At 64.7% G+C, this 13,272-nt stretch carries 10 protein-coding genes; 2 read left to right on the forward strand and 8 right to left on the reverse strand.

Features of this window, described 5'->3' with window-relative positions:
* Positions 1-154: 154 nt before the first annotated feature.
* The 8 genes from BKG76_RS10100 to glf form a co-directional block, all read right to left on the reverse strand.
* Positions 155-1,132 carry an alpha/beta hydrolase gene (locus BKG76_RS10100; RefSeq protein WP_070937531.1) on the reverse strand — a complete coding sequence of 326 codons (978 nt, stop codon included), beginning with the start codon at positions 1,130-1,132 and terminating at the stop codon, positions 155-157.
* Positions 1,133-1,377: 245 nt separating this feature from the next.
* Positions 1,378-2,379, reverse strand: a complete 1,002-nt coding sequence (locus tag BKG76_RS10105) for an esterase family protein (RefSeq protein ID WP_070937532.1) — start codon at positions 2,377-2,379, stop codon at positions 1,378-1,380.
* A gap of 79 nt (positions 2,380-2,458) precedes the next feature.
* Positions 2,459-3,433 (reverse strand): esterase family protein, encoded by a 975-nt coding sequence (locus tag BKG76_RS10110; protein ID WP_070937533.1) that lies wholly within the window; start codon positions 3,431-3,433, stop codon positions 2,459-2,461.
* Positions 3,434-3,621: 188 nt separating this feature from the next.
* Positions 3,622-5,664, reverse strand: a complete 2,043-nt coding sequence (zomB, locus tag BKG76_RS10115) for a flagellar motor control protein ZomB (protein WP_407937648.1) — start codon at positions 5,662-5,664, stop codon at positions 3,622-3,624.
* Positions 5,642-6,556: a decaprenyl-phosphate phosphoribosyltransferase gene (locus BKG76_RS10120; RefSeq protein ID WP_070937535.1), complete on the reverse strand. Its 915-nt coding sequence runs from the start codon at positions 6,554-6,556 to the stop codon at positions 5,642-5,644. The genes zomB and BKG76_RS10120 overlap by 23 nt, the downstream gene beginning before the upstream one ends.
* The gene (locus BKG76_RS10125) at positions 6,553-7,107 is read right to left on the reverse strand and encodes a phosphatase PAP2 family protein (RefSeq protein WP_070937536.1); all 555 of its coding nucleotides are present in this window, start codon (positions 7,105-7,107) and stop codon (positions 6,553-6,555) included. The genes BKG76_RS10120 and BKG76_RS10125 overlap by 4 nt, the downstream gene beginning before the upstream one ends.
* Complete coding sequence (locus BKG76_RS10130; RefSeq protein ID WP_070937537.1) at positions 7,104-9,056, reverse strand: glycosyltransferase; 1,953 nt, start codon at positions 9,054-9,056, stop codon at positions 7,104-7,106. Before BKG76_RS10130 ends, BKG76_RS10125 begins: the two co-directional genes overlap by 4 nt.
* Positions 9,049-10,254 (reverse strand): UDP-galactopyranose mutase, encoded by a 1,206-nt coding sequence (gene glf, locus BKG76_RS10135; protein ID WP_083337996.1) that lies wholly within the window; start codon positions 10,252-10,254, stop codon positions 9,049-9,051. Before glf ends, BKG76_RS10130 begins: the two co-directional genes overlap by 8 nt.
* Positions 10,255-10,528: 274 nt before the next feature.
* Here glf and BKG76_RS10140 point away from each other — a divergent pair, with 274 nt between their 5' ends.
* A complete protein-coding gene (locus tag BKG76_RS10140) occupies positions 10,529-11,329 on the forward strand; it encodes a hypothetical protein (protein ID WP_070937539.1) in 801 nt (266 codons plus the stop codon).
* Positions 11,330-11,530: 201 nt separating this feature from the next.
* Positions 11,531-13,267, forward strand: coding sequence for an N-acetylmuramoyl-L-alanine amidase (locus BKG76_RS10145; protein WP_070937540.1), 1,737 nt, complete (start codon positions 11,531-11,533; stop codon positions 13,265-13,267).
* Positions 13,268-13,272: the final 5 nt, after the last annotated feature.

A 13,272-nucleotide genomic window follows, 5' to 3' on the forward strand; every position in this document is an offset into this window, starting at 1 on the left:
CTCGAGCGAGGCTACCGAACCGGTGCGCCTCACACCTGCGCAAATGATCGCCACAGCACAGAATTCGTTACGTGATTGTGGCCGTCAGCCCCCGCCAACGACAACGGCGGCGACCACCGAAGTGGCCGCCGCCGTCGCGATCGTTCGTTATGTCCTAGTGGCTCTGCAGGTACGCGACCATGTCAGACTTCATGGCCTTGAGCTGGTTGCCCCAGTAGGTCCAGTTGTGCAGACCACCCGGGGGGAACTCCACGTGGGCGTTCTTGCCGCCGGCGGCGGTGTAGGCATCGACGTACTGCTTGTTCGAGCCGATGGCCATTCCCTCGAGGAATCCGCCGGTGAAGTTCTCGAAGCCATTACGCGTGGCGTCGAGGTCGGTCGCGTCGCCGCTACCGCAGTAGATCCACAGGCGAGTGCCGTTGGCCACGGTCCGGTCGATGTTCAGGAACGGGTCGTTGCGAACCCAGGCCGGATCGCTGTCCGGGCCCCACATGTCCTGCGGGCTGAAGCCACCGGCGTCGCCCATGGCCATGCCGATCTGGCCCTTCATGTCAGCCGGGTGCAGGAAGCCCGAGAGCGCACCGGCGTACACGAACTGCTGCGGGTGGTAGTTCGCGAGGTTCAGCGCGGAGGCTGCACCCATGGACAGACCGACGACAGCGTTGCCGTTCTTGGACAGCCCCTGGTTGGCCAGGAACGCGGGCAGCTCCTGGGTCAGGAAGGTCTCCCACTTGTAGGTGAAGACGCCGTCCTTGCCCTTGGCGGGCTGGTACCAGTCGGTGTACCAGCTGGACTGACCGCCGACGGGCATAACCACGGAGATGCCGGACTGGTAGTAGTCCTCGAACGCGGTGGTCTCGATGTCCCAGCCGTTGAAGTCGTCGCGTGCGCGCAGACCGTCCAACAGGTAGACGGACTTCGCGCCGCCGTTCTGGAACTGGACCTTGATGGTGGTGTTCATGGACGCCGACGGCACCTGCAGGTACTCGACCGGCAGACCCGGGCGCGAGAACGCATTGGCTACCGCAGAACCACCGGCAACACCGATAAATCCAGGTAGAACGGCCGCAGCGGCGGCCACAGTAGCAAGTCGACGCGCGGTCTTACCGCGCAATTGTGAAAAGAGCTTCATTACCTCAGTATCCCGTCTGCTTCAATCGGCGTTACACATGTCAGGCCGATGGACATCCCGATAGACATCCCTGGGGTTCCCGAGGTAGTCAACCACATCAGGGCGCCTGTCAACACATTCCGTCGCCGTTGTTGGCCCTCCGCAACCGGACCGATGTGTTCCTGAGACACAACCCGGCGAAGACGAAAGAGCGGTGGCCACCCGTCGTACGAGGAGGTGACCACCGCTCTTTCAACTGCTTATGCCTAGTGGCTCTGGAGGTAGGCGACCATGTCGGGCTTCATGGCCCGCAACTGCTGGCCCCAGTAGGTCCAGTTGTGGATGCCGCCCGGAGGAAACTCGATGTGAGCGTTCTTGCCACCGGCCGCGGTGTATGCCTCGACGAACTTCTTGTTCGAACCGATGGCCATTCCCTCGAGGAAACCGCCGGTGAAGTTTTCGAAACCATTGCGCGTCGCGTCCACGTCGGTGGAATCACCGGTACCGCAGTAGATCCACAGGCGAGTGCCGTTGTCGATGATCTTCTGGATGTTCAAGAACGGGTCGTTGCGCTGCCACGCCGGATCGCTGTCCGGGCCCCACATGTCCGAGGCGCTGAAGCCGCCGGCATCACCCATCGCGAGGCCGATCTGGAACTTCATGTCCGACGGGTTCAGGAAGCCGGAAAGCGCTCCCGCGTAGACGAACAGCTGCGGGTGGTAGATCGCCAGCGTCAGCGCGGCAGAGGCACCCATCGACAGCCCGACGACCGCGTTACCGGTCTGCGAGATGCCCTTGTTCGCAGCGAGATACGCCGGAAGCTCCTGAGAGGTGAAGGTTTCCCACTTGTAGGTCCAGACGCCGTCCTTACCCTTTGCCGGGTTGTACCAGTCCGTGTAGAAGCTGGACTGACCGCCGACGGGCATGACCATGGAGATACCGGACTGGTAGTAGTCCTCGAACGCCGTGGTCTCGATGTCCCAGCCGCTGAAGTCATCCCGCGCACGCAGCCCGTCCAGCAGGTAGACAGCCTTGGTGCCACCGGGCTGGAACTGAACCTTGATCTCACGGCCCATCGACGCCGAGGGCACCTGCAGGTACTCGACCGGAAGCCCGGGACGCGAGAAGGCGTTCGCAACCGGGTTCAGCTCGGCACCGCCGGCGATACCCACGACACCCGGCAGCACAGCCGCGGCCGTGGCCACTACCGCAATGCGGCGCGCCGACTGACGCGCCAAGGCACCACGCATCTTCGAAAAGAGCTTCATTTACTTCGTTTTCCTATCTGTCTCAATCGATTTCCCACAATGTGCGCCTGCGGACCTTCTCTCAAGGTGCCCCGGGACCCTAGCCGTTGAGCGTGGCAATCAGATCACCCTTGAGGGCCTGCAGTTGCTGTCCCCAATACGGCCAGGAGTGATTCCCGGACGCGGGGAAGACAAACGTGGCGTTGCGGCCACCGGCGGCGGCATACGCCTGCTGAAATGCCTTGTTCCCCGCCACAGCCAGCGACTCCAAGCTGCTCGCACTCAGAGCGACACCGGCGTCGGTGTTGTCGTCGATCGGTGTCGAACCGCCAGGAGCGCAATAGACGTAAAGGCGGGTGCCGGCCGCGACCAACGCCTGGGCCTGAACGGTCGGGTCATTGCGCCGCCATGCCGGATCCCACGGCGGTCCCCACATGTTGTCGACGCTGTAGCTGCCCGCGTCGAGCATCGCGACCCGGATCGCGTTGGTCATGAAGATCGTTGACGGGTTGAGGAACCCGGACAGCGAGCCGGCGAATCTGAACTGAGCCGGGTGGAAGGCGGCCAGGATCAGTGCGGCGCCGCCGCTCATGGACAGTCCCACCACACCGTTACCCGTGGCCGATATCTGCTTGTTGGTGGCGAGGTAGGCGGGCAGTTCCTGCGTGAGGAATGTTTCCCACTTGTACGTGTAGGGCTGCTTGTTCAGCGCCGACGGCGAGTACCAGTCGGTGTAGAAGCTCGACTGCCCGCCGACGGGCATGACCACCGAGATCCCCGACTGGTAGAACCATTCGAACGCTGCGGTGTTGATATCCCAGCCGTTGAAGTCATCCTGTGCGCGCAGCCCGTCCAACAGATAGACGGCCTTCGGTCCGCCACCCTGGAACTCCACGCGAATGTTGCGTCCCATCGAATTGGAGTAGACGTCCAGGTACTCGACCGGGAGTCCGTCACGCGAAAAGGCATGCGCGGCGGCGGGACTGATCGATAGGCCGGCCACGACCACTGCCGGGACAACCAATGCCGTTAACAGGGCCGACAGCACGCGGCGGGCTCTCACGCGCACGCTCATCTGGGGTCCATCCGTTTCATATCGAGGAAATCACAGAAGTCACATTGGCCACTTCTGTCACGCAACGTTGCGCCTGAAGTGTCTGACAAGGTCGTCTTCGTATCGCCGTGACGGGGCCGCGGCGTTACCTAATTGGGATCTCAAATCGGATACAGAACGGCCGCTTCGAGGGTTCGGACGAGAACGCGCTAAGGGCCGGTTGCCGGAAGCCCAGTGTACTGGGGCGTGTCCAGTTTCGGCATCGGTAGACCGCATCGCTCCAGTTCAAAGCGCGGAACACGGTCAATGCGATAGGTAGTGAACTCGTACGAGTGCAGCAGGTTGGACAGGAACAGCCGCGGTGACAGCGGTTTGCGCACCGCACTGAGCATCGCGTCCGTCTGCGGGCATTTGAGCGCCTCGACCGCCTCGGCCACCCAGTCCTGGTCGATGTACCGGGGGATGTAGGGATAACGCTTGAGCCAGGGGCCGTCGGCGATCATCCAGTCCGGGAACAGGTTCTTGTCGTGGCCGATGCGTCCGTCGGTGATGCGCGCGGTGTGCGCGGCCAGTGGATTGGCCAAGCCGATCTGATCCACGATCCGCACATCCAGACCCAGGTTCATGCCGAGCATGCCCAGGTTGGTGAACAGCACAGCGTGCGGCCCGCGGTAACCGGGCGGGATCGGGGGCGGTGGTGGGATGGCCGGTGTCACGTCCCACTGGTCGTAATTCCCCGAGGGGAGCAGCAGCGCCCCGTCCGGCGTGTTGTCGATCGCCACCAGCACCGCCCGCATGCGCGGGTAGTTCAGGTAATCCGCGGCGGTCAAGGGATGGGCGACACCGGTCGCCTGCGCATAGAAACGCCGCTCGTCGACGATGCCGCTGTAGGTGACCTTGGTGCCGTCACCCCCCATACCCGGCGAGTTGGCCACCCACACCGACCAGCCCGCGATACCGGCGAACAGCCCGACGGTGGCCGCGGTGAGCAGGCGGGCCCGCCTCGGGCTGAACGCCGCACTGTCCGGAGCCGCCAGCGGAACCACCGCGATCGGCAGCAGCAGACAGAACACTGGGGTCAACAGCACCCGGGCGTGCATGAAGTCGCCACCCTGCCGTATCCAATACACGCCCTGGATGAATCCGCTCGCGAGCATGAAAATGACTACTGCCGTTGGGTTTTGCACGAGACGCGCCAACCAGCCGTAGCCGGGAGCCGCCACCTGACGTACCCACCATTGCCCGCGCCGGGCCTGATAGGCGGCCACGCCGAGGGCGATGAGCAGCACCGCCGGGATCCAGATCAGGTACGGGGAGTTCATGTTCTGCAAATAGACGAAGCCCTGCCCCCACTTGGAACCCGAGGCGTCCTTGGCGATCGCGGTGCTGGGCACGAGAAGTCCGTAGTAGCCCATCCGGAAAATTTGGTACAGCACGGGCAGTGCGCCGCCAGCGACCACGATCCACACCCGGCTCATGAAGCCACGGGCGGCGATCAGCATCATCACCAGGAAGCCGCCGCCGATGAGCGCCAGCTCCGGGCGGATCAGCACACTCAGGCCTGCCAGGAAGGCCAGCCCTATGGTGAACCGCCTACTGAGAACGTCTGTCTGGTTCCCCCGGGCATTCTTCTGGGCACCGTGGACGATCCGGGGGTCCACCGGCTGATGCGGGCCACCGCGCCGATCAAGGGTCACCGGTGTGCGCACCGCCTGCGCCCAGATCACCATCATGAGCCACAGCCCACCCAAATAGGCCAGCACCAAACCGTTTTCGAGACCGGAGGTAGCGAAGTCCCTGGCCGGGGGAATGGCGATGTAGACCAGCATTCCGGCCGGGACCATGACGGCCGCGCGCCCGGCAAGAAGGGGCGCGTACAGCCGTGCGGTGCCCAGGATGGCCAGGGCCACACCGACCAGGCTCAGCACCAATGCCAAGGTGAGCGCCACGTACTCCAGGCGCATACCGCCGCCGGCCCAACCGCCCAGATACGTCAGATAGGTCCACACCGTCGAGGTGTTGGCCTCTACCCGCTCGCCCTTGTTGAACACGGGCCCATTGCCCGCCAGCAGATTTCGCACGGTGCGCAACACGATGAGGCCGTCATCGGCGATCCAGCGCCGCTGCCAGGCACCCCAACCAAACAACACGGTCACGGTGAAGACGCTGACCCACACCGTGAAGCGGGTCAGCCCATTGCTAGGACCCTGCGCCCGGGTCCGCTCCGTGTTAGGAGAAGTAGAAGGCCGCACCGAGCGATCCGATCCATGCGACGAACAGGAACTGAAGCACCCTGTCTCCCAAAGCGATCTCCTCGGGCTCCCCCGCCTCGCCCCCGTCGACGTCCACCGCGTAGCGCAGGACCGCGATGGTGAACGGGATCATCGAAGCCACAAACCAAGATCCGGCGCGATGATCGCGTTCGAACGCCCACAGCCCGTAGCAGACCACTACTGCCGTTGCCGCCAAGGTCCACACGAATCTCAGGTAGCTCGCGGTGTAGCCCTCGAGCGACTTGCGGATCTTGGCACCGGTCTTCTCTACGATCTGCAGCTCGGCGTATCGCTTGCCCGCGGTCATCATCAATGAGCCGAACGCCATGATCAGCAGGAACCACTGCGACAGATATACCCCGGCGGCCACGCCACCGGCGATGGCGCGGATCAGATACGCCGAAGACACGATGCAGATATCGATCACGGGCTGGTGTTTCAGGCCGAAGCAGTAGGCCAGCTGAATGGCGATATATATCGCGATGACGACGACCAGGTTCGGATTGACCTGCGACGCAATGCCTAGCGATCCGGCGGCCAAAACGACCGCAAGCCCGTACGCGGCGGGGATTGGCAACACGCCCGCGGCGATCGGACGGAAGCGCTTGGTCGGATGCTGCCGATCGGCCTCGACGTCGCGCGCGTCATTGATCAGGTAGATCGACGAGGCGGCCATGCTGAAGACCACGAACGCGACACCGACCCGGATGAAGACTCCGCGGTAATCATGCGGCGGGATGTCACCGAGAGCAGCCAAGGGCGCCGCGAAGACCAGGACGTTCTTCACCCACTGACGCGGGCGCACGGCCTTGATGATCCCCGAGGCGAGGTTCTTCGGTGGGCCCGCAGTCGGAGCCGCTTCCTCACTCATCGCTGTTCCTCCTTGGACGCCAGGCGGGAATCCGCCTGGCGGACGGCCGCACCGATCAGCGCACCGAGCGCGGCGCCGGCGGCCACATCTGTGGGGTAATGCACGCCAAGAACCAACCGCGACAATGCCATCGGTGGAATCAACAGCGCTGGCAGCGGCAGCCCGGTCAGCGGCGCGAAAAGCACCGCGGCCGCCGCGGTCGAGGTGGCATGCGAGGAAGGGAAGCTCAGCCGGCTCGGGGTGCTGACGTTGACCCGGACCGCCTCGTGGCTGGGACGACGCCGGCGCACCAGGCGTTTGATGATGACCGAGGCGGCATGGGCACCGAATGCGCCGGCGCCCGCCGCCAACCAGCTGCGGCGGCGGGGCTTATCGACGGCGGCGCCGATCAGCGCGGCAGCCACCCATCCGATGCTGTGCTCACCGAAATGCGAGAGACCGCGCGCGGTGCTGAGCACACCGGGTTTCCCGGCGAGAGCCGACTGCACGGCGACGAGAACCGCGGTCTCCCCCTGAGGTGCGGTGACCTCGCCTGGCAGCGGACCTGTCATGCACTCACCCCGGGGTTCACGGGCTGGGACGCCGAGTTGTCCTTGCTAATCCCCAGGATGCTCTCCCACTGCTCTTTGCTGGTCAGCGTCGGCAGCGCCTTGCGGTAGGTCTTGCGCATCTTGTTGAAACTACGCATCAGCTGCAGGTGGCGACGCAGCGACGCGCGTAGCAGCGCGAACATCTTGGTGCGGTCGCGCTGGCGGTACACCACACCCCGCCCGTCGGCGGTGGTGACGGTGACGCCGTCCATCCCGCACAGGAGGAACCAGCGGGCATCCTGAGTCGCGACATTCAGCTCCGGGCGCACGTGATGCGCGGGGTTTTCCTTCTTGAGCTGATGGATCACCCCTCGGGAGAGCCGGAAACCAATGGCAGGCAACGACACCGGCGGTTTGTGCACCTTGCGGCGACCCGACGGCGCGGGCAGCGCGGTGGCGGTCTGCAGCACCACGGCGTCGGGGAACTCCTGGCGCATGCCGCGCACCTCGGGCAAGGCCGACTCGAGGATCGAGGCGATGTGCTCGGGGCCCGCCAGGAAATCGTCGATCGCCCGGTTTTGGATAGCGACCGTCGAGTACTCCAGGCACATCAGGTGTTTGATGGTGGCCTTGACCATGCTGGCCAACAACCCGCGAATGCTGTTGTCCCAGTGCAGGGCAGCCACTACCAGCCGGTTGCGCAGGTGGAAGTAGGCCTGCCAATCGATGGCATCGTCCTTGTCGCTCCAGGCCATGTGCCAGATCGCGGTTCCCGGCATCGAAGCGGTGCCGTAACCATGCGCGTTGGCGCGAAGCCCATACTCGACGTCATCCCACTTGATGAACAGCGGCACCGGCTGCCCCAGTTCCTCGGCGACAGCGCGCGGGATCATGCACATCCACCAGCCGTTGAAGTCGACATCGATGCGGCGGTGCAGCAGCTTGCTGCGCTCCTCATCGATGTCGTCCAGCGCGAACTTGGCGAAGTCATGGTCGTACTCGGCGAACGGCGCATTGGTCCACATGAAGTTGTCCCGATTGACCACTTCGCCCATCACGTGCAGGTGCGACGGCTCCTGCAGGTTGAGCATCTGACCGCCGACAAGCATCGGCGACTTGGCAAATCGGTTGAGCGCCAACGCCCGCAGGATCGAGTCCGGCTCGATCCTGATGTCGTCGTCCATGTAGAGGATCTGCTCGCAGTCGGTATTCTTGAGCGCCTCGTACATGACTCGGCTGTAGCCGCCCGAACCGCCGAGGTTCGGCTGGTCGTGCACCCGGAGTCGACCCTCCAGCGGACCCGAAGCGGCCGCCCATTCGGGGTGGTCCTTGACCTTCTTGGTGCCCTGATCGGGAACGATGACGGCCGTGATCACCTCGTCCACCAAGGGATCCGAGGTAAGTGCCTTGAGCGCGTTCACGCAGTCGCTCGGCCGGTTGAAGGTGGGGATGCCGACGGCGACGCTGGCCCGGCCGGGCGCGGCGATCGGCGCGTACCAGCCCGCGTTGTGCAGCGCGACCTCGCTGTCACTGGTGATGTCGAACCAGATCCAGCCACCGTCTTCGAAGGCGTCCAGACCGATCTCGAACTCGATGACCGCACTCTCTCCGCTGAACTGAGTGCCGCCCACGGTGATTCGCGCCCCGGTGGCCTTGGTCCGGTACACGTCGACGCGGCCGGAGCCGGTCAGCTCGAGGTGCAGCACCACATTCTCCAGCGTCGACCAGCGACGCCAGTAGCTCGCCGGGAAGGCGTTGAAGTAGGTGGCGAAGGAGACCTCGGACTCCGAGCCAATTTCCAGCGTGGTGCGGGTGGGCGCGTGCGCACGCCGGTCATTGGTCTCGGATTCGACGATGTAGAGCTTGCGCACGTCGAGCGGCTCGCCCGGCCGGGGCAGGATCACCCGGGACAGCAGGCTCACCGCGTGCGACTCGGTCGAATCGATGGGGCCGAATGGAATATCACTCATTGTCGTCACCTCCGGACAAGGGTGCACCGTCGGCCAGATGCGGCGCCAGCACGTTGTCGTACATGCTGAGCGCACTGGCGATCGCCATGTGCATGTCGAGATATTGATAGGTACCCAGCCTGCCGCCGAACAGCACCTTGGCGGACGCTGTTTCCTGCTTCGCACGGGCGCGATAGGAGGCCAGGATGGCCCGATCGGATTCTGTGTTGATCGGGTAATACGGCTCGTCGTTCCCCTCGGCGAACCGCGAGAACTCCCGCATGATCACGGTCTTATCCGTCGGGTAGGCCCGTTCCGGATGGAAATGGCGAAACTCGTGGATTCGGGTGTAGGGCACGTCGGCATCGTTGTAGTTCATCACCGGGGTGCCCTGGAAATCGCCGGTGTCAAGTACTTCCACCTCGAAATCCAGTGTGCGCCAGCCCAGCTGGCCATCCGCATAGTCGAAGTAGCGATCCAATGGTCCGGTGTACACCACCGGGGCGGACGGGTTCGCGGTACGGAGGTCTTCGCGGACCTCGAACCAGTCGGTGTCCAGGCGCACCTCGATCCGGTCGTCGGCCGCCATGTTCTGCAGCCACGCCGTGTACCCGTCGACCGGCAGGCCTTCATAGGTGTCGTTGAAGTACCGGTTGTCGAAGGTGTAGCGCATCGGCAGCCGGGTGATGTTCCCGGCAGGAAGCTGCTTGGGGTCGGTCTGCCACTGCTTGGCGGTGTACGCCTTGACGAACGCCTCGTACAGCGGGCGCCCGATCAGCGATATCGCCTTCTCCTCGAGATTGGTGGCGTCCTCGGTAGCGATCTCGGCGGCCTGCTCGGCGATCAGCGCGCGAGCCTCGTCGGGGGTGAAGTAGCGGCCGAAGAACTGCGAGACCAGCCCCAGACCCAACGGGAACTGGTAGGACTGCCCGTTGTGCATCGCGAAGACACGATGCTGGTAGCCGGTGAATTCGGTGAACTGCCGCACGTAATCCCAGACCCTCTTATTGGAGGTGTGGAACAGGTGGGCGCCGTACTTGTGTACCTCTATACCCGTCTGCGGCTCCGGCTCGGAGTAGGCGTTACCACCGATGTGGTGGCGGCGCTCGACGACCAGCACCCGCTTGTTGAGTTGGGTCGCGGCACGCTCAGCGATAGTGAGGCCGAAAAACCCGGATCCGACGACGATCAGGTCGAACTGCTGGTTTTCTCCGGTCACGTGCAGTCAGGGTACTGGACCGGCATCGCAAGCCCCTGACAGCGACATCCGCCCCGGGAAGAACGAGTGCCCCGGGGTTCGCAGGTACGGATCCGGTCGCGATTGGCTCACGATTTGATTTCGTCCCACTAGTAACACCAGTAACTCTGGTTACCATCGAATACGTCGGTTCCGGTGCCGATCCACCGATCCGACACTCGCGGGAAAACCTGCGACAGCACACGCAAAACCGCAGAACAACATAAGTGATCGACCCGATATTGAGGAGACTTCCGTGCCTAACAGTCGCCGCCGCCGGCTTTCGACAGCCTTGAGCTCGGTCGCCGCGCTGGCCGTTGCAAGTCCGTTTGCCATTGCCCTCGCGACCAACATGACCCAGGCAGCCGCGCCCGCACCCGTACAGCATGAGTTCGTACAGGCCGCGATCGTGTCGGACCTGCCCGGTGAGCTCATGGGTGCAGTTCAACAGATGACATCACAGTTCGGCGTGCAGATCCCCGGGCTGTCCGGTCTGAACATCCCCGGTCTGGGTGGTGGCGGACTCGGCAGCCTCGGCGGCGCCAACCCGGCGCTCGCCCCCGGTGGCCTCACCACGCCGGGCGGTCTGACCAGCCCGTCGTCGTCACTGACGAACCCCGCACTGACCAGCCCGGGCCTCACCAGCCCGAGTGGTGCCACCACACCGAGTCTTACCGACCCGGCGCTGACCAACCCCGGTCTCACCAACCCGGCCGCTCCCGCCACCACCCCGGGACTGACTCCCGCCGCGGGCACCGGCGCGACGGGCGTGAACCCGGCGCTGACCGATCCGGCCGCGGGACTCACCTCCCCCGCTACGGGCGCGACGAACCCCGCACTGGGCACCGGCCTGACCAACCCGGCACTGGCCGATCCCTCGCTGGCGGGCCTCGGTTCGCCCAGCGGCCTCGGTGGCGGCAGTGGATTGGGCGGCGGCAGCAGCCTGATCAGTGACGCGATGGGAGCCGTCAACCAGCTGGGCATCACCCAGGCGGTTGACCTGATCAAGGGTGCCATTCCGGCGGCCGCCTCCGCGGCGGCTCCGCCGGCCGGCTAAGTCAGACACACAAGCTAGGTAGCGAAACGGCACCGCAGGGCACAGAGGCTCTGCGGTGTCGTTGCGTGTGATCAACGCGTCAAACACCAAGATCGACATTTGGCGCGTGTCGAATCACTAGTCACATTTGTCCCATACGTAACATCCCTGGTGGTCGTGTCGCTCCGTGCGACACGTCCGATGTGATCCAGGAGAGACGACGTGCCCATACGAGTCAGCAAGATGCCGATGAGACGGCAGCTGGCGATGGCCGTTGCCGCCACCGCGACGGTGATGACCGTCAGCGTCGTCGATCACATCAAGTCCGACAAGGCCGAAGAGACTGCCATCACCTCGCAGTCCTTGCAGAACGCCGCGACCCACGACGTCCTGACCTCCGACGTCGGAATCCCCGGCCCGAGCACCCCGGCCACCGTCCACGACATCCACCAGGCCGACTCCTTCAGCCTTATCGCCGTCCGCGGCGCAGACCTCGGCTCCGTCGACCTCTCCGTGCGTGCGCAGCAGACCGACGGCAGCTGGGGGCAGTGGTACGAGCTCGACCCCGTGGAATCGGGCGATCCGGTGGCCCAGAACAAGGCGATCCCCGCCGCGACGGAACCCGTGTTCGTCGGCTCCACCCATTCCGCCCAGGTCGCGGTGCAGCCGAAGTACGGCAAGAACGTGAAGTCGCCCAAAGCCGATAACGGCCCCGGTTTGGGTTACCGGCCCGCGAGCATCGAACAGCCGCTGACCACCGGGCTCGACGCCATCCTCATCAGCCCCAAACTGGCACCGGCCGACGGGGCACGGTTCGAGGAGCGTTGGTCTGCGCCGGTGGCACTGCCCCAAGCGGGCCCACGAATCATCACCCGCGCACAGTGGGGTGCCAACGAATCGGACCGCTGCCCACCGGTTTACAACCGGGATGTGCGCGCGGGCGTGGTCCACCACACCGCCGGGAGCAACAACTACTCGCCCTACGATTCCGCCGCGATCATCCGGGCGATCTACGCGTATCACACCAAAACGCTCAAGTGGTGCGACATCGCCTACAACGTCCTGGTGGACAAGTACGGTCAGATCTTCGAGGGCCGCTTCGGCGGTATCACCAACAACGTGCAGGGCGCACACACCGGCGGATTCAACGAGCACAGCTGGGGACTCGCACTGATCGGCGACTTCACCCGCGACGAACCCTCACCCGCGATGCTGCAGGCCGCCGGCCGCATGCTGGGCTGGCGCTTGCGACTGGCCGGGGTGGACCCGCGCGGACAGGTAGAACTGGCCTCAGAGGGCGGACCCTTCACCACCGTGCCCGGCGGAAAAGTCGTCACGCTGCCAACGATTTTCACGCACCGCGACGTCGGCAACACCGAATGCCCCGGTGAGGCCGCCTACCGGTTGATGCCACGGCTGCGTGACATTGCCGCAGGCGCGGCCAACGGCGAGCCCCCAGATCTGGTGGATTCCATTCGCGGCGGCGCCATCTACGACACCTGGATGCGGCTCGGCAGCACCGAAAGTGACCTTGGCGCGCCCACCTCCGTCGAACAACAGGCTGCCGGGGATGCCCGCTTCGCCACCTTCCGCAACGGCGCGATGTACTTCTCGCCCGGCACCGGAGCCCACCCCGTCATCGGTGCGATCTACCACGCCTGGGCCGAAACCAATTTCGAGCGTGGACCGTTGGGATTGCCGACGAGCGATGAAATCGGCGAGCCGAACATCATCGTGCAGAACTTCCAGAACGGTTCGCTGATCTATGACCGGGCCAGCGGCCGGGTATCGAGTGTGATCAACGGCGAGACCCGCGAGATTCTCGGGGTGGCTCCGGTGGCACAGAACGCTCTGCCCGAACAGTTCTCAGCCCCCGCAGCCCCTGCCGCACCGCCACCCCCCGCGCCGGCTCCGCCGCCGCCACCGCCGCCTGTCGAGCAGTTCGCACCCGCCGCCTAACAAGA

The organism is Mycobacteroides franklinii (assembly GCF_001853795.1).
GTDB lineage: Bacteria > Actinomycetota > Actinomycetes > Mycobacteriales > Mycobacteriaceae > Mycobacterium > Mycobacterium franklinii.